This window comes from Paracoccus sp. Arc7-R13, from assembly GCF_004010775.1.
Taxonomy (GTDB): Bacteria; Pseudomonadota; Alphaproteobacteria; order Rhodobacterales; family Rhodobacteraceae; genus Paracoccus; species Paracoccus marcusii.
Genome location: NZ_CP034810.1, coordinates 2,002,052 through 2,019,547, shown reverse-complemented (window position 1 = coordinate 2,019,547; position 17,496 = coordinate 2,002,052). Strand labels below are relative to the sequence as shown.

The following is a 17,496-nucleotide window of genomic DNA, read 5'->3' as shown; positions in this document are numbered from 1 at the left end:
CCCACCAGCTGAGTGAGGTTTCTCACCCACGGGGTGGGGGGTGGGTGAGTTTTCTCACTGTCCAGCTGAGTGAGTTTTCTCACCCAGCACGTGGGGGACTTTTCTCACCCACCGGGACATCACCAGCCCGCCTTTATGACTTGCTTTGGGGTGGCATCATCGGACCCAAAGGCCAGCTGTGTGGCGATAGACAGGTGCCATGCCATCGCGTCTAGATCGGGTGTGTCGGGCAGCGTTTTGCCCGTGGCCGTCTTTACCCGGGATTGAAATTCCGGCCAGCTTGAAGCCAACCGCTGCATAAGGTGGGCCAGCTGGTCACCTGTGTACTTGAACGCTGCCCCCGGGTCTGCCGCGGCTTGCTTCAGGTCCTTCAGGATCACGGCCAGCCGCTTCCGCTGATTAGTCCCGAACGTGCCCGGATCGCTTGCGGGGTGATGAGCCTTCACAGTCTTGCGCCACGCTTCATAGGTGACCCGTGGAAGGGCCTTAAAGCCCTCGGGCTGTACCCGTTCCACCCCAGCCGTAATTGCCGCCTGCATAGCGTCCACAGCCTCGGGGGTCTTGATCGCCTGCCAGCCTTTCAGCACATCGCGCAAGGGCTTGGCCTCGGGGTCCGTGGGCGAGACGAGATCAAGCCATTCAGCATCGGTTAGATCGGAGATGCCCGACAGCGTCAGCAGGCCCAGGATCACGTGGGCCTCGTCAGTCAACCGGTAATGCGTGACGGTGACATTGGTACCGGGCGCAAAGGCTTTGCGAGTGTCGATCAGATCATGCTTGCGCAGTTCGGCAGTGGTTTTCTTGATCGTGTCCGTTGCCGCACAGCATAGCGCACGGGCTAGGCGTTCGTGCGTGTCATAGCGCCAATGCCATCCGTCCTTGCGGTATCGGGTTTTGACCCGCCCAAGCCAGTGCAGGTGTTCTGCCATCAGTCGGGGCGTGTCGCGGTGGTGCTTTTCTGGCAGCAAAGCAAACGCCACCTGTTCGGCCCGCTGCCGATGCAGGCCCGCATACCATGCCGGGTTCGCCGCATCCGTGGCCAGATCGTGGCCCGCTGCCGTTAGCTTGCCGTTTACAGCGGCCACGGCGGGGCTGTCGGAATTAAAAGGAACGGTCATGATCATTCACCCTCATGCTGGAACAGGACTTCCGCAGCCTTGATCACGGCTGACAGGCGAAAGCCCACAAACTGCATGGCACCCGAGGGTGTGTCTTCAAAAGGCAGGTCCAGCATTGTGGGAAAGCCTTCCCGCACGTTGGTCACGTGATCGGCCAGCCGTTGCGGGGTGGTGTCCAGCGCCCGCGCGGTCTGATTGAAGGTCAACAGGCGGTCAAGCTTGCCCTTGAGACGGGCTTTGATGCCGTCTAGCGGATAAAACGGGGTGCCCCGCTGGCCCCAAACTGGGATTACACGCTCGTGTGCTAAATCGTAATTTAGGACGCTTACGCTTAGACCCAAAAGGATCGCAGCTTGCCGCTGTGACACGTGACCAGCAAGACGCTTAGCCTTCTGACGGGCGGGGAAATACACGGTTTTCCCCTTGCGCAGGACTGGCCTCAGCTTCAAAAGTTCGCTTGTTAGATAAACGGCCCGGCCATTTTCGATAATAAAAGGCGGAATGCAGGGTTTGCCCTCGCGTGTGCTCCTTTTCCGTCGCCATGCCAGCGTTTGCCGGGTTAGACCAAGGGCCTCTGCCGCATTTCCTTCATTCAGTTTCGGGTCCAGATCGTCCATCATGATACCACCACAGTATTTGCGGCCATCACGTCTGCCAGCATTACTCGATCATATTTGATTGTGCGGCCCAATCGAATGAATGGGACTTTAGGTGCGGTACCCGTTGCTTTGGAATAGTAACGGTCCTGATTAAGGTATGACACGCTCATACCAATCAGATCAGCAGCCTCGGGGGTCGACAGATAGCGTTTTTCCTGTGCCATAATAGGGCACTCCAGAGAGGGTAAACACAAAACCGCCCCAGATCATTCCGGAACGACTAGGCGTATACCCTCCATGGTCTGCATACGAACGCTCGCCAGCTTAACTCGTATCAGCACGGAAGAATCTAGGAGAGCGTGGAAATAAGTGCAAGAGGGATAGTGCCCGAATGCGGCTTGTCCTTTTTGGCACTGTTGGCAGATGGGGCATGGGTCTCTGCCATCAGCTGGTCAATTGAATCTGAAATTCGCTGCATCGCCGTTCTAAGGCGCGATACGTCCGAAACAATGTAGCCTGCTGTAACGTCTGTTCCCATTGCGTGATTTAATAGTCGCTTGATTGTATACCCAGAGAGGTCGCAGGCATCTGCCACAGTTGCAAATGTCCGGCGCAGATCATGCGCGCTTATATCGGTACCAATTAAGCGCGATAACCTTTCAAAGGATTTTCGCGGATCGACACAGAGAGGAAAAACTACATCATCCTCGGCCATGTCATGGCGACGTTGCAGCATGGCTTGAAGCTGGTGGGACAGGGGCAGGGTGTGCGACTTGTGGTTCTTAGTATCGTGAACCGTCAGCGTCTGGTTCGAAAGTGATATATCCTCCCAGCGCAGCCCAGATGCTTCCGACCGCCGCAGGCCAGTTCTGACCAGCAGTTCCACGAAGTCAGCATAGCTAGCATTCGTGCTTTCGACCCGCATTGCAGACAGGGCCTTTCCGAATGCAGGAAACAGATCATCGGTCAGATGCCGGGTTCGCCGCTGTAGCTTGGACCACTGGCGCAGATCAGTCAGCCGCTGCGTCGGGCTTTCGGGTAGCGTTTTTGACCCGTCAGCCGCCGCCGTCAGGGCGCGGGTATAGTTCCAGATCGAACGGAACACGCGGGCCGAACCGTTCGCCGCGCCGGGTCCGGCTGTGGCTGCGATCTTGCTGTGCCGCTGCACCATCATCAGGGGGCTGATACTTACCAACTCGCGCTTGAACCAGTCTGCGAAGTGCTGCCGCATGCAGATGCTATAGGTGGCCCGCGTCGTGTCTTTCAGCTTACGAGCCTGCATGAATTCCTCATACGCCTCGCCTAGCGTGATCGACTTTACACGCGCCGCAGCCTTGGTGGCGTTTGGGTCCTCACCTGCCGCCATTCGCCCAAGGACCTTCTTTGCCTCACGGCGGGCATCCTCTGGCGTGTAGGTGGTCGAGGGTCCTAGCGTGACGCGACGATTTCGCCCATTCACTGATGCCTCTACAAAGTAGGTTTTTGCGCCGGGGGTGACACGCAATCCTAGACCCGGCAAACCGGCATCTAGATAAAGGACTTGCCCTTTTTGCGGGTGCAGCATTTCCCGAACGAGCGCGGCAGTTAGTTTGATCTTGGCCATGGTGTGTAGAGCCTGTGTAGAAGGTGACAGGCTAAGACTAAGAAACAGGATAGATTAGCATGCAAGTCTAACGCATTGTCTTAGAACATTTTTGCAAGATCATGAAAAAGCGTGGAAGACAAAGAAAGTCGTTTCGGACGATTGTGGATCTAGAGGTCCCCCGTTCAAGCCGGGGAGGCGGTACCACCTTTCCCCAGCATCCGGCCACTTTCTGCACTGCAGCATCTTGCGCAGCGCGTCCTGCGCGTGAGACCATGCGCGCCATTGCAACCGGGAGAGGGACGCCGCATGGGACTGCTGGGAATATTTCTGTCGCTGATACTACTGATGTATCTGGCCTATCGCGGGATCAACGTGCTGATCCTGGCGCCACTGCTGGCGCTACTGGCAGTTGTGATGTCCGGGGACCTGCCGATTCTGGCGACCTATACCCAAGTCTTCATGAATTCGCTTGGCGGCTATGTCATCACCTACTTCCCGCTGTTCCTGTTGGGCGCGATCTTCGGCAAGGTCATGGCCGACAGCGGTGCCGCGCGATCGATCGCGGAATGGATCGTCGACAGGCTGGGCGCTCAGCGCGCCGTGCTGGCGGTCGTCCTGTCCTGCGGCGTGCTGACCTTCGGCGGGGTGTCGCTGTTCGTGGTGGCCTTTGCCGTCTATCCCATCGCCAATGCGCTGTTCCGCCGCGCCGACATCCCCAAGCGCCTGCTGCCCGCGGCCATCGCGCTCGGGTCGTTCACCTTCACCATGACCGCATTCCCGGGCACGCCCGCGATCCAGAACGCCATTCCGATGCCGTTCTTCGGCACGAACGTGTTTGCGGCGCCGCTGCTGGGCACGTTGGCCGGGGTCATCATGCTGGCGGGCGGCACGATGTGGCTGAACCGCCGCGCCCGCGCCGCAGGAGCCGAGGGCTATGGCGATCACCCCGTCACTGCCGCAGACGCGACCCTGCCCGAGGATGCGGACCTGCCGCCCTTCGCGCTGGCGATCCTGCCTGTGGTGTCGGTGATCGTCCTGAACGCGGTCCTGACCTGGTTCGTCTTCCCGAACATGTCCGCGGACTATCTGGCTGAACCGCGCTATGGAGAGACGACCCTGTCCTCGGTCGCAGGCATCTGGGCGATCATCGTGTCGCTGGTCGCGTTGATCCTGCTGGCCGTCGGCCTGAACCTGCGCCGCTTTGCCAACCTGCGCGAGAGTGTCAATTCCGGCACGATGGGGTCGCTGCTGCCGATCTTCAACACCGCATCCGAAGTGGGCTATGGCGCGGTCATCGCATCCTTGCCGGCCTTCGCGCTGATCCGCGACGGGGTGCTGGGCCTGTTCCCGAACAACCCCGTGGCGTCGCTGTCTGTGGCGGTGAACGTGCTGGCGGGCATCACCGGGTCGGCCTCGGGCGGCATGTCGATCGCGCTGAACACGCTTGGCGAACAGTTCGCCACGATGGGCCAGGAACAGGGGATCAGCATGGAGCTGATGCACCGCGTCACGGCGCTGTCCTCGGGCGGGTTCGACGCGCTGCCGCATAACGGCGCGGTCATCACCCTGCTGGCCATCACCGGGCTGACGCACAGGAAAAGCTATCCCGACATCTTCGTGGTCGCGGTGCTGATCCCGGTCATCGCCCTGATCACGGTGATCGTGCTGGGGACCGTGCTCTAACGGTACCCCTGGGCCTGCAGCTCGAACAGTTCGCGATAGCGGCCGGGCCGGGCGACCAGCTCCGCATGGCTGCCTTGGTCCTGGACGCGTCCGCCCTCCAGCACGATGATCCGGTCGGCCATCCGCACCGATGAGAAGCGGTGAGAGATCAGCAGCGCCGTCCGCCCCTGCGTCAGGTCGCGGAACCGCAGAAAGACCTCGTATTCCGCCCGCGCGTCCAGTGCGGCGGTGGGTTCGTCCAGCACCAGCAGCTGCGCATCGCGCATATAGGCGCGCGCGATGGCCAGCTTCTGCCACTCGCCACCCGACAGGTCCAAGCCGCGGGCGAACCGCTTGCCGACCATCTGGTCATAGCCCTTGGGCAGCTTGGTGATGACCTGATCGGCCAGGGACCGTTCGGCCGCCGTCACGATGCGGGGGCGGTCGTCGCGCGCCTCGATCCGGCCGATGGCGATGTTCTCGGCCGCCGTCACCGCATAGCGCACGAAATCCTGAAAGATCACCCCCACGGTGGCGCGCAGCTGGTCCAGGTCATAGTCGCGCAGGTCGCGCCCATCCAGCGTGATGCGGCCTTCGTCCGGGTCATACAGACGCGCTAGCAGCTTGACGATGGTGGTCTTGCCCGCGCCGTTCTCTCCGACCAGGGCGACCGTCTCTCCGGCGCGCAGGTCCAGCGTCATGCCGCGGATCGCCCAATCGTCGCGGCCCGGATAGCGGAAGCCCACATTCTCGAAGCGGAACCCCTGCGCGATGGGCACCGGCACCGGCAGCGGATCGGCGGGGCTGGCGATGGCCGGGCGGGCGGTGAAGAAATCAAACAGGTCGTCCAGGTACATGGCCTGACCCGCCATGCTGGAGAACCCCGACAGCAGCCCCTCCAGCAAACCGCGCAGGCGCAGGAAGCTGCCCGACAGGAACGTCAGATCGCCGATCGACAGCTGCCCCGTCAGCGTGCGCGCGATGATCCACAGAAAGGCCGCGTAATAGGCCAGCGTGCCAAGCGCGGTCAGCACCGCCATCACCGACAGCTGGCGGCGCTGGATCACCCGGTTCTCCAGGTAGAACCGCCGGGCCAGGGTCAGATATCTGTCGCGCAGCCAAGGGCTTAGGCTGAAGATCTTAACCTCTTTCGCGGTCTCGGCCGTGGCTGCGATCATGCGCAGATAGTCGCGTTCGCGCCGGTCCGCCGCGCGGGCGTGGTTCAGCGCATAGGTGCGGGCGTTGAAATGCATCTCTCCCATCAGGGACGGGATCAGCGCCAGCGCGAGCAGCACCACCAGCCACGGGTTATAGACCACCAGACCCACGCCAAAGCTGATGACGGTGACGCTGTCCTGCATCTGCTGCATCAGCTGGTTCAGCAAGGGGATACGCCCCATCGTCTGGCGCCGCGCGCGGTCCAGGCGGTCCTGAAAGCTGGCATCCTCGAAGGAGGCCAGGTCCAGATCCGCCGCGTGGTCCATCAGCCGGATCGAGATGTCGATGACCAGCTTCTCCTGCAGCAGCGCGTCGACATAGGCGACCAGACGCCCCAGCACGTCCTGCGCGATCGCCAGCGCCAGTTCCAGCGCCACCAGCCCGATCAGCGGATGCGCCAGACCGCTTTCCCACCAGCCCGCCAGCGTGTCCGGACCACCCGCGGCCGACAGGGCCACGACCTGGTCGATGATCAGCTTGCCCACCCACAGCATCGCGACCGGCATCAGCGCCCGCATCAGGCGCAGCGCCACCATGGCCAACGTCAGCGCGGGGCTGGCCCGCCAGACCATTACCAGAAAGGGCGGGATGTTCTTCAGCGCCGCCCAACGCGCCGCATAATCGGGGGATGCGGGCGCGTCGGGCGGCATCTCAGGCGGCCTCGGTCCGGCGGGCGTGGGCGATCTCGGCCTCGGTCAGGGGGCCGGGGAAATGGCACGCGACCTGATGGTCGCCGACCGTCAGCTGCGGCACCGACGCCGCGCATTCAGCCTTCGCCCGCGGACAGCGCGTCCGGAACACGCAGCCCGAGGGCGGGTTCATGGGCGAGGGCAGGTCGCCCGCCAGCGGCACGATGGTCTTGGCGGTCTCGATCGTCGGATCGGGGACCGGCACGGCCGACAGCAGCGCCTGCGTATAGGGGTGCTGGGGGTTGGCATACAGCGCCTGCACCGGACCCATCTCCATCACCTTGCCCAGATACAGCACCATCACCCGGTCGCTGATATGTTTCACCACCGACAGGTCATGCGCAATGAAGATCAGCGCCAGTCCCAGATCCTTTTGCAGCCGGATCAGCAGGTTGATCACCTGTGCCTGGATCGACACGTCCAGCGCGGACACCGGCTCATCGCAGATGATCAGCTTGGGCTCAACGATCAGGGCGCGCGCGATGCCGATGCGCTGGCACTGGCCGCCGCTGAATTCATGGGGATAGCGGTTGATCTGGTTGGGCAGCAGCCCGACCTTTTCCATCATCGCCTTGACGCGCTCGCGCACCTGGGCGCGGGGCATGTCGGGACGGTGCGTGGTCAGGGGTTCGGCGATGATCTGGCCCACGGTCATGCGCGGGTTCAGGCTGGCCAGAGGGTCCTGGAACACCATCTGGATGTCCTGGCGATAGGCCATCATCTGCCGGGGTGTCAGCGCCAGAAGGTCCTTGCCGTCGATCCATTCAGCCTGTCCCGTGGCCGGGACCAGCCCGATCAGGGCGCGGGCCAAGGTCGATTTCCCGCAGCCGGATTCGCCCACCACGCCCAGGGTCTCTCCGGGCGCCAGGGCGAAATCGACGCCGTTCACGGCGCGCAGCGGGTTGGGTCGCGTCCAGGGCATCGCGCCCTCGGGGCGGATCTGGAAGGTCACGCGCAGGTCGCGCACGCTCAGAAAATCGCTCATGGCTTGGCCTCCGATCCGGGGGTCTGGGTGGCGCCGGCCGCACCGGCACCGGCGACGGCGCCCTCGGGCAGGTGGTCGTCCGGCGGCAGGGTGTCACCAGCGGCGACCAGGTCGGGCTGCGGGTCGTCGATCATGCGCCGGGACAGCACCTCTGCCACGGGGGCGTGGCAGGCGCGGGCGCGGCCGGGGGCAAAGACCTCCAGGGCTGGGTCGACGCTGGCGCAGCCTTCGCGGCGATAGGGGCAGCGCGGCTCGAACGCGCAGCCCGAGGGCGGGCGGCTCATGTTCGGGGGCTGGCCGGGGATGGCGCGCAGGTCCTCATCGTCCTGATCGACACGCGGGATCGCGTCCAGAAGGCCCTGGGTATAGGGATGCGTGGGTTCGGCAAAGATCGGGCGCACTGGCCCGGTTTCCCGGATGCGGCCGCCATACATGACCGCGACCCGTTCGCATGACCCCGCGACCACGCCCAGATCATGGGTGATCAGGATCATCGCCATGCCGAAATCGCGTTGCAGGTCCGACAGCAGGGCCATGATCTGCGCCTGCACCGTCACGTCCAGCGCGGTCGTGGGTTCGTCCGCGATCAAAAGCTTGGGTCGGCACAGCAGCGCCATGGCGATCATCACCCGCTGCCGCATGCCGCCCGAAAATTCGTGCGGATAAAGCCGCACGCGCCCCTTGGCGTCGGGGATCTTGACGGCGTCCAGCATCTGCACGGCCTGCGCGACGGCATCGCGTTTCGACAGGCCCTTGTGCAGCGTCAGCACCTCGGCCATCTGGTCGGCCACCCGCATATAGGGGTTCAGGGAGGTCATCGGGTCCTGAAAGATCATCGCGATCTGTTCGGCCCGGATGCGGTTCAGCACCTTGGGCGGGGCGTTCAGGATCTGCTGCCCGTCGAACAGGACGCTGCCCGAGGCGCGGCCGTTGCGCGCCAGCAGCCCCATGATCGCGAAGGACAGCTGCGACTTGCCGCTGCCGGATTCGCCTACGATGCCCAGGGTTTCGCCCGCATCGACGGACAGGGTCACGTCGTTGACGGCCCGCACCTCGGCATCGTTGGTCTGGAAGCGGACCGAAAGGTCGCGCAATTCGAGAAGGGCCATCTCAGCGCTCCTTTGGGTCGAGGGCATCGCGCAGGCCGTCGCCCACGAAGAAGAAGCCGAACAGGGTGATCACGAAGAAGAACAGCGGAAAGGCCAGCTGCCACAACGTGCCATAGTTCATCGTCCCGGCCCCTTCCGAGATCAACGCCCCCCAGCTGGTCAGGGGTTCCTGCACGCCCAGACCAAGGAAGCTGATGAAGCTTTCCGTCAGGATCATCAGCGGCACCAGCAGAGTCGCATAGACCGCCACCACGCCCAGCAGGTTCGGCACGATATGGCGGACGATGATGCGGAAGGACGACACGCCGGTGGCGCGCGCGGCCTCGATGAATTCTCGGTTCTTGAGGCTAAGGGTCTGACCGCGAACGATTCGGCTCATGTCCAGCCAGGAGATCAGGCCGATGCCCAGGAACAGCATCGACATCGACCGCCCGAACATGACCAGCAGCAGGATCAGCACGAACATGTAGGGGATCGACATCAGGATATCGACCGTCCGCATCATGATCTGGTCGGTGCGCCCGCCGACATATCCCGCCGTCGCGCCATAGAGCGTGCCGACGATGACGGCGATGGCAGCACCCACGACACCGACCATCAGGCTGATGCGCGTGCCCTGCACGACGCGGGCATAGAGGTCGCGGCCCAGGTTGTCGGTGCCGAAGAAGTGCCCGTTTTCCATGGACGGCTGACCCATCTGGGCGACCTGACCCATGACGCTGAAATCCAGCTCCTCGTTCGACCATTGGGCGAGATAGCCGCCGAAGATCGCGAACAGTGACACCAGCACCAGGATCGTCAGGCCCAGCATCGCGGCCTTGTTGCGGAAGAAGCGGCGGCGCGCGTCGGCCCAGGGGCTGCGGCCGCGGACCTCTGCCTCGACGAAGCGGTCGGACAGGGACTGCATCTTGGATTGATCGATGACCATGACCTAGTACCTGATCTTGGGGTCGATCCATGCGTAGAGCACGTCGACGATGAGGTTGAAGAGGATGGTCAGCGCGCCCACCAGGATGGTGACGCCCATCATCACGGCATAATCGCGGTTCAGCGCGCTATCGACGAAGGCCTTGCCGATGCCGCCGGTCGAGAAATAGATGTCGATCACCACCGACCCGGTGATCATCGACACGAAGACCGGCCCCAGATAGCTGATCACCGGCAGCATCGCGGGTTTCAGCGCGTGGCGGATGATAACGCGGTGTTCGGGCATCCCCTTGGCCCGCGCCGTGCGGATGTGGTTCGAGCCCAGCACCTCCAGCATCGACGACCGGGTGATCCGCGCGATCGACGCCATGTAGCTGGTCGACAGCGCGATCACCGGCATGATCCAGAAGCTGGGATTGCTGAAGCTCCAGCCGCCGCCCGGCAGCAGCCCGTACCACAGGGTCAGGACCAGCACCAAAAGCGGTGCCATCACGAAGTTCGGCAGCACCTGCGCGCCGATTGAGACACCGACGGCCAGATAGTCGACCCAGCTGTTGTGCCAGATCGCCGCCACCACCCCCAGGGCCACGCCCACGACGACGGCGGCCACGAAGGACAGCCCGCCATAGGTCAGCGTCACCGGGAATCCGCTGGCGATCAGCTGGTTCACGGTGCGGTCGGGATAGACGAAGCTGGGACCGAAGTCGAAATGCACGACCACGTTGACCAGATAGTTCCAGATCTGCAGCCACAGTGGGTCGTTCAGACCGTACTGCGCCTCCAGGTTGGCAAGGACGGCCGGGGGCAGGGCGCGTTCGCCCGTGAAAGGTCCGCCCGGCGCGATCTGCATCAGGACGAAGGAGAAGACGATCAGCAGAAGCAGCGTGGGTATCGCCACCGCCAGCCGTCGCAGGATGAATGCGAACATCGCGTGGGGCCTTCCCTGCGGGATGGTTGAAAAATGACAGGGCCGGGGCGGTCGTGCCGCCCCGGCCCCCGGTCAGGATGGCTGCTTATTCCGCGACGCGGTACAGGTCCTTGGCGTACCAGGTGTTCAGCAGGTTCTCGCGCGGCAGGCCCTTGATGGCCGGGTTGATCATGTCGACCTTGGCATAGTGATAGACGAAGACCGCCGGGTTCTCATCGGCCAGGATCTCCTCGGCGCGCTGATAGAGGGGCGTGGTGTCCTCTGCCGTGCGGGCCTCGACCAGCAGCTTGTCGTATTCCTCGTTCGACCACTTGCCGCTGTTGTAGCCGTCGGTGCGGAACCAGTCCAGGAAGGTCGTCGCCTCGTTGTAGTCGGCGCACCAGGCATAGCGTGCGATCTCGAAGTCCTGGTTCTGCAGGCGGTCGGTGTGGACGGCCCATTCGACGTTGTTCAGCTCGATCTCGATGCCAAGGGGGCGCCAAAACTGCTGGGCCGCGATGGCCAGCAGGCGGTGGCTGTCGTCGGTGTTGTACTGCAGCTGCAGGCGCACCGGGTTGTCGGGACCGTAACCGGCCTCGGCCAGCAGCTCGGCGGCGCGGGCCATGCGATCTTCCTGCGACATGTCCTTCATGCCGCCCTCGGGCGCGGCAAAGCCGTTGATGGCCCAGTGCGTCCAAGTATAGGCGGGCTCCTGTCCGCCCTGCAGGACCTGATCCACGATGACCTCGCGGTTCAGCGACAGGGCCAGTGCCTCGCGGACACGTTCGTCCTTCAGCGCCTCGGGGCCCTTCTCCGACAGGTTGAACACATAGGCGTAAGAGCAGCCGTAGGGCACAGACACGGCTTCTTCGGGGGACGCCTCGGACAGGCGCGGATACTGGCCGGCGGGGATCTGGACGCGGTCCAGCTCTCCGGCCTGATAGCGGGTCAGGGCCACGTTGTTGTCGTTGACGGTCACGCCGCGCACGGTCTGCATCACGACGTTCTCGGCATCCCAGTATTCCGGGTTCTTCTCGAAGACAATCTCGACGCCCAGGTTGTGGCTGGCCAGGGTATAGGCCCCGTTGCCGACCAGGTTGGCGGGCTGCACCCAAGCATCGCCATGCTCCTCGACCACCGCGCGGGGCACGGGATAGGTCGTGGTGTGCGACAGGGTGTTCAGGAAATAGGGGGTGGGCGTGGTCAGCGTGACCTGCAGCGTCTTGTCGTCCAGCGCGACGACGCCCAGCTGGTCGGGCTCCATCTCGCCCGCGATGATCTGCGTGGCGTTCTGCAGGTTCATCAGCTCCATGTACCAGGCGTATTCCGACGCGGTCTCGGGCGTGACGACGCGCTGCCAGGCATAGACGAAGTCGTCCGCCGTCACCGGGTCGCCGTTCGACCACTTGGCGTCGCGCAGCGTGAACGTGTAGGTCAGGCCGTCCTCGGACATCTCGTGGCTTTCGGCGACGCCGGGGATCATGTTGCCCGCGGCATCCTCGATCATCAAGCCCTCGAACAGCGAGCGCAGCGCGTCCGAACCCTCGACGTCGGTGTTCTTGGCCGGGTCAAGCGACTTGATCGCGTCCAGCAGCCAATAGGTATAGGTCTGGTTCTCGGCCAGGGTCTCGCCTTCGGCAGGCTGCACGGCCCAAGCGGGCATCGCCAGCGCGGTCAGCAGGGCGGTCGTCGCGAAAAGCTTGGTCATCCCAACTCCTCCAAGTTGTCTGTCGGTGTCGTGTCGCACCGGAATGGCGCGAGGTTTAGTGAAAGCACGGGTGTGGGCAAGCGGCGTTTCGCGCTTTCCAACCCGACCGCCCTGTGGAAAACAGGCCCGCATGACGCAACGGGGACATATCACGCTGGTGACGGGCGGCGCGCGGTCAGGCAAGTCGGCCCTGGCCGAACGGCTGGTCCTGCGCCATGCGATGCCGCGCATCTATATCGCCACGGCCCAGGCCCGCGACGCCGAGATGGGTGAAAGAATCAAGGCGCATCAACAGGATCGCGGACAGGGTTGGCGCACCATTGAAGAACCGCTGGATCTGGCCGGCACGCTGCGCGCGACCGACGGTCAGGGCGTGCGCCTTGTGGATTGCCTGACGCTGTGGATGTCGAACTGCATGGGTTCGGCGGATATCGGCGCATTGACGGTGACGTTACGTCAGCAATGCTGTCCTGTCGTGCTGGTCAGCAACGAATTGGGGCAGGGGATCGTGCCGGACAACGCCCTGGCCCGCCGGTTCCGTGACGATCACGGCCGGATGAACCAAGCGGTGGCGGCGCTGGCCGACCAGGTCTGGATGGCCGTCAGCGGCATGCCCCTGCGCCTGAAACCCATGGCAGAGAACCCCGATGACCCGATTTGACCAGACCGCCGCCGACCGTGCCGCCGCGCGCCAGGCCACGCTGACGAAACCCGCCGGATCGCTTGGTCGGCTGGAGGCGCTGGCCGTGTTCATGGCAGGCTGGCAGGGGACCGACCGCCCCACGCTGGACCGCGCGCAGGCGCTGGTCTTTGCGGGCAATCACGGGATCACGGTGCAGGGCGTCACGCCCTTTCCACCCGCGGTGACGGCGGCGATGGTCGCGAACTTTCGTGAAGGCGGCGCGGCGATCAATCAGCTGTGCCGTGTGGCGGGGGCCGATCTGGGAATCGTCGCGCTGGATCTGGACCGGCCCACGTCCGATTTCACCCAAGGCCCCGCGATGACGTCGGCCGAGGTCGATGATGCGATGGCGCAGGGTGCCGCCGCCGTCGATCCCACCGTCCAGGTCCTGCTGCTGGGAGAGATGGGGATCGGCAATTCCACCACCTCGGCCGCACTGGCGGCGGCGACCTTTGGCGGTCGGGCCGAGGACTGGGTCGGCCCCGGCACCGGCGCGCAGGGCGCGATGCTGGCCGCCAAGGTCCGCGTCGTGACGGAAGGGCTGGCCCGCCACGCCGTGACCGGCACCCACGACACGCTGGCCGCGTTCGGCGGTCGCGAACAGGCGGCCATCTGCGGCGCGGTACGCCGTGCACGGGACCTGCGCATTCCGGTGATCCTGGACGGGTTCATCTGCACCGCCGCTGCCGCCGTGCTGACCCGCGATGATCCCGACGCGCTGGCCCATTGCCTGATCGGCCATGAAAGCGCCGAACCGGGGCACCGACGCCTGATCGCGTCGCTGGCGATGCAGCCCGTCCTGTCGCTGGACATGCGCTTGGGCGAGGGGTCCGGCGCCGCCGTGGCCCTTCTGGTGCTGCGCGCCGCGCTGGAATGCCACAACGGCATGGCGACCTTTGCCGAGGCCGGGATTGTCTAGGTCGCACCAGATCGTCCTGGCGCTGGTCTTCCTGACACGGCTGCCGCTTGGGCGCCTGCTGCCGCCCGAGGTTCTGCCGCTGTCCCGCGCGGCCTGGGCCTTTCCGCTGGCGGGGGCTGTGCTGGGACTGCTGGCCGGGGTGCCCCTGTGGATCATGGGGACGGGCCTGCTGCCGGCGGCGCTGTCCGTTGCCCTGACCGTCTGGCTGACCGGTGCGCTGCACGAGGATGCGCTGGCCGATTTCGCCGATGCGGGCGGCGGACGGGACCGCGCCGACCGGCTGAGGATCATGCGCGAATCGACCATCGGCAGCTATGGCGCCGCCGCGCTGGTGTCGACGGGCGTGATCCGCGTGGCGGCGCTGGCGGCGCTTGGACCGCTGGCGCTGATCGCGGCGGCCGCGGCGGGGCGGGTGGCACCGGTGATGCTGATGCGTGCTCTGCCGCCGGCGCGGACCGATGGGCTGGGTCAGGGGGCCGGGCAGCCCTCGCGCCGGGCGGTGGTGGCGGCCACGCTGACGGGCGTTCTGGCACTGCTGCTGGGTGCGCCGGAACCGGGGGCCGCGGCCTTGGCGATGGCGCTGATCGGGCTGTCGGTCGTGGCGGTCTCGCGCCGCGCCTGCCGCCTGCTGGGCGGGCAGACGGGCGATGTGCTGGGCGCGTCGGTGCTGCTTGCGGAATGTGCGGCGCTGGTCGGGATGGCCGCGCTGACCTAGGGTCAACTGGCGGAAAACCTTGACCCGCGCAGGCCGCTTGCCGCATATCCTGCCAGCCAGAACGACCGGGTCAACCGGACCGCGGCCGAAGGCCGTACCTTGAGGGAGGAGCATATCATGAGCGGCCTGTTGGCCCTTTCGCGCGGCATCGACCGCGTCACGACGCTGATCGGGCGCAGCGTCGCCTGGCTGATCCTGCTGGCCGTCGTCATCAGCGCCGTCAACGCGGTCGTCCGCAAGGTGTTCAGCATGTCGTCGAACGCTTGGCTGGAGGCGCAGTGGTACCTGTTCGGCGCGGCCTTCATGCTGGCCTCGGCCTGGACGCTGCTCGAGAACGAACATATCCGCATCGACGTGATCTATGGCCGCTGGTCGCGTCGGGTGCAGCATTGGATCGACCTTCTGGGCACGATCCTGTTCCTGATGCCCTTCACCACGGTCATGCTGTGGCTGACCTGGCCCGCGCTGATGGGCAGCATCCGCACCGGAGAGATCTCGATGAACGCGGGCGGCCTGCCGCTCTGGCCGGCGCGGGGCGTGCTGGTGGTGGGCTTTGGCCTGCTGTTCGCCCAGGGCCTGTCCGAGATCGTCAAGAAGATCGCCGTCATGCGCGGCATCATTCCCGATCCGCACCAGAACACCGGCCCGAACGAGGCCGCCAATCACGAGGCCGGGCTGATGCTGACGGGCCGCACCGACCAGACCGATGAACCGGAGCGCCGCCCGTGATCGACCTTATCGCCCACAACCTTGCCCCCATCATGTTCTTCTCGATGGTGGCGTTCCTGCTGTTCGGCTATCCGATCGCCTTTGCGCTGGCGGCCAACGGGCTGCTGTTCTTCTTCTTCGGGGTGTTCCTGACGCCCCTGTCCGACCAGGTGAACCTGGGCTGGAACCTGCTGGGGGCGCTTGGGGACCGCGTCTTCGGCGTGATGCGCAATGACACGCTGCTGGCCATCCCGTTCTTCACGCTGATGGGGATCGTGCTGGAACGGTCGCGCATGGCCGAGGAGCTTCTGGACACCATCGGTCAGCTGTTCGGCCCGGTCCGCGGCGGCCTTGCCTATGCCGTGATCCTGGTCGGCGCGCTGCTGGCGGCAACGACCGGCGTGGTCGCGGCCTCGGTCATCTCGATGGGCCTGATCTCTCTGCCGATTATGATGCGCTACGGCTATGACAAAAGCCTGTCGACGGGCGTGATCGCGGCGTCGGGGACGCTGGCGCAGATCATCCCGCCGTCGCTGGTGCTGATCGTGCTGGCCGACCAGCTGGGCCGTTCCGTCGGCGACATGTACAAGGCGGCGATGGTCCCGGCGCTGGCGCTGGTCGGCGTCTACATCGTCTATGTCCTGATCCTGTCGATCCTGCGCCCCAAGGCCATGCCCGCCCTGCCGCTGGAGGCGCGCAGCCTGGGCGGCGGCGGCTGGTCGCTGGCCGTGGTGATCGTGCTGGCCGTCGCGATCTTCCAGCTGGCCAGCCGCTGGATGGACGCCAACGGCGTCACGAACGCGCCCATCTGGGCGGCGACCCTGGCGGTCGTGGTCCTGCTGATCCTGGCGGTCGCCGACCGTGCCACGGGCGGACGTTGGCTGTCGCCGATGACGCGGCAGGTCATCATCGTGATGATCCCGCCCCTGGCGCTGGTCTTCCTGGTGCTGGGCACGATCTTCCTGGGCATCGCCACGCCCACCGAGGGCGGCGCGATGGGTGCGATGGGCGCGCTGATCCTCTCGGCGATCAAGCGCCGCCTCAGCTTCGACGTGCTGAACCAGGCGCTGCTGTCGACAGTCAAGCTGTCGGCCTTCGTGATGTTCATCCTGCTGGGCGCGACCGTCTTCTCGCTGACCTACTATTCGGTCAACGGCCATATCTGGGTGCGCGACCTGCTGACCGCGCTTCCCGGCGGGGTCACGGGCTTCCTGATCGTGTCCTGCATCATCATCTTCATCCTTGGCTTCTTCCTGGACTTCTTCGAACTGGCCTTCGTCATCGTTCCGCTGCTGATCCCGGCGGCAAATGCGCTTGGCGTCGATCTGGTCTGGTTCGGGGTGATACTCGCGGTGACGATGCAGACATCGTTCCTGACGCCACCCGTGGGCTTTGCGCTGTTCTATCTGCGCTCGGTCGCGCCGCGGAAATCCTATCGTGACAAGATCACCGGTCTGATGATGGACCCGATCACCACCCTGAACATCTATCGCGGCGCGGTTCCCTTCGTGGGGCTTCAGGTCCTGATGATCGCGGCGGTGATCGCGTTCCCGGGCATGGTCATGCATTACAAAGGACCGGTCGTGGACACGTCGAACATGCGGATCGAGATCCCCATGGGCGGGGGGCTTGGCGGCGGTCTCGGTGGCGGCCTCGGTGGTGGGCTGGGCGGCGGCGCCGCGGCCCCGCAGGGTGGCAGCGGCGGGTTCGGCACGCTTGGCGGATTGGGCGGATCGCCCTTCGGCCAGCAACAGCCGGCTCCGGCGACGCCGACCCCGGACGCACCCGTCCCGGATGCACCCGCACCGACCAGCCCCGAACCGGAAGCCGCGACCCCCGAGGCGGCGGCACCCTCCGGCGGGGTGAGCTTGGGCTTAGGCGGGCCTCCTCCGGGCCTGTCGGGGAATTGACGGGCGGGCCCGTCACCGCGGGCCCGATGCACCAACGAAAAACCCCCGCGCAGCA

General features: G+C 65.0%; 15 protein-coding genes. 6 read left to right on the top strand and 9 right to left on the bottom strand.

Annotation, left to right across the window (positions count from 1 at the left end; translation table 11 throughout):
- Positions 1-119 precede the first annotated feature (119 nt).
- The 3 genes from EOJ32_RS10035 to EOJ32_RS10025 form a co-directional block, all read right to left on the bottom strand.
- The gene (locus tag EOJ32_RS10035) at positions 120-1,124 is read right to left on the bottom strand and encodes a hypothetical protein (RefSeq protein WP_127898466.1); all 1,005 of its coding nucleotides are present in this window, start codon (positions 1,122-1,124) and stop codon (positions 120-122) included.
- Entirely contained in the window at positions 1,121-1,738 is a 618-nt protein-coding gene (locus EOJ32_RS10030) for a hypothetical protein (protein WP_127898465.1), read from the bottom strand. Before EOJ32_RS10030 ends, EOJ32_RS10035 begins: the two co-directional genes overlap by 4 nt.
- A 328-nt stretch (positions 1,739-2,066) precedes the next feature.
- Complete coding sequence (locus EOJ32_RS10025; protein WP_127898464.1) at positions 2,067-3,320, bottom strand: integrase family protein; 1,254 nt, start codon at positions 3,318-3,320, stop codon at positions 2,067-2,069.
- A 288-nt stretch (positions 3,321-3,608) separates the two neighbouring features.
- Here EOJ32_RS10025 and EOJ32_RS10020 point away from each other — a divergent pair, with 288 nt between their 5' ends.
- The gene (locus tag EOJ32_RS10020; protein WP_127898463.1) at positions 3,609-4,985 is read left to right on the top strand and encodes a GntP family permease; all 1,377 of its coding nucleotides are present in this window, start codon (positions 3,609-3,611) and stop codon (positions 4,983-4,985) included.
- Here EOJ32_RS10020 and EOJ32_RS10015 read toward each other — a convergent pair.
- The 6 genes from EOJ32_RS10015 to EOJ32_RS09990 all read right to left on the bottom strand — a co-directional run bounded on the left by EOJ32_RS10015 (position 4,982) and on the right by EOJ32_RS09990 (position 12,507).
- Complete coding sequence (locus tag EOJ32_RS10015; RefSeq protein WP_127898462.1) at positions 4,982-6,832, bottom strand: ABC transporter ATP-binding protein; 1,851 nt, start codon at positions 6,830-6,832, stop codon at positions 4,982-4,984. The two genes, EOJ32_RS10020 and EOJ32_RS10015, sit on opposite strands and share 4 nt — an antisense overlap.
- Before the next feature lies 1 nt (position 6,833).
- A complete protein-coding gene (locus EOJ32_RS10010; protein ID WP_127898461.1) occupies positions 6,834-7,856 on the bottom strand; it encodes an oligopeptide/dipeptide ABC transporter ATP-binding protein in 1,023 nt (340 codons plus the stop codon).
- Positions 7,853-8,965, bottom strand: coding sequence for an oligopeptide/dipeptide ABC transporter ATP-binding protein (locus EOJ32_RS10005; RefSeq protein ID WP_240542401.1), 1,113 nt, complete (start codon positions 8,963-8,965; stop codon positions 7,853-7,855). The genes EOJ32_RS10010 and EOJ32_RS10005 overlap by 4 nt, the downstream gene beginning before the upstream one ends.
- A gap of 1 nt (position 8,966) precedes the next feature.
- Positions 8,967-9,893 carry an ABC transporter permease subunit gene (locus tag EOJ32_RS10000; protein WP_240542400.1) on the bottom strand — a complete coding sequence of 309 codons (927 nt, stop codon included), beginning with the start codon at positions 9,891-9,893 and terminating at the stop codon, positions 8,967-8,969.
- Between the two features lie 3 nt (positions 9,894-9,896).
- Complete coding sequence (gene oppB, locus EOJ32_RS09995; protein WP_045981409.1) at positions 9,897-10,820, bottom strand: oligopeptide ABC transporter permease OppB; 924 nt, start codon at positions 10,818-10,820, stop codon at positions 9,897-9,899.
- 85 nt (positions 10,821-10,905) lie between these two features.
- Positions 10,906-12,507 (bottom strand): peptide ABC transporter substrate-binding protein, encoded by a 1,602-nt coding sequence (locus tag EOJ32_RS09990; RefSeq protein ID WP_045981408.1) that lies wholly within the window; start codon positions 12,505-12,507, stop codon positions 10,906-10,908.
- A gap of 130 nt (positions 12,508-12,637) precedes the next feature.
- Between EOJ32_RS09990 and cobU the strand changes: the two genes are divergently transcribed.
- The 5 genes from cobU (at position 12,638) to EOJ32_RS09965 (ending at position 17,441) form a co-directional block, all read left to right on the top strand.
- Entirely contained in the window at positions 12,638-13,168 is a 531-nt protein-coding gene (gene cobU / locus EOJ32_RS09985; protein ID WP_045981407.1) for a bifunctional adenosylcobinamide kinase/adenosylcobinamide-phosphate guanylyltransferase, read from the top strand.
- Positions 13,155-14,108, top strand: coding sequence for a nicotinate-nucleotide--dimethylbenzimidazole phosphoribosyltransferase (gene cobT, locus EOJ32_RS09980; protein ID WP_127898459.1), 954 nt, complete (start codon positions 13,155-13,157; stop codon positions 14,106-14,108). Before cobU ends, cobT begins: the two co-directional genes overlap by 14 nt.
- Positions 14,101-14,823, top strand: a complete 723-nt coding sequence (cobS, locus tag EOJ32_RS09975; RefSeq protein WP_052714609.1) for an adenosylcobinamide-GDP ribazoletransferase — start codon at positions 14,101-14,103, stop codon at positions 14,821-14,823. The genes cobT and cobS overlap by 8 nt, the downstream gene beginning before the upstream one ends.
- A 117-nt stretch (positions 14,824-14,940) precedes the next feature.
- On the top strand, positions 14,941-15,552 hold the full coding sequence (locus tag EOJ32_RS09970; RefSeq protein ID WP_045981404.1) for a TRAP transporter small permease subunit: 612 nt from the start codon (positions 14,941-14,943) through the stop codon (positions 15,550-15,552).
- A complete protein-coding gene (locus tag EOJ32_RS09965; protein ID WP_127898458.1) occupies positions 15,549-17,441 on the top strand; it encodes a TRAP transporter large permease subunit in 1,893 nt (630 codons plus the stop codon). Before EOJ32_RS09970 ends, EOJ32_RS09965 begins: the two co-directional genes overlap by 4 nt.
- Positions 17,442-17,496 lie beyond the last annotated feature (55 nt).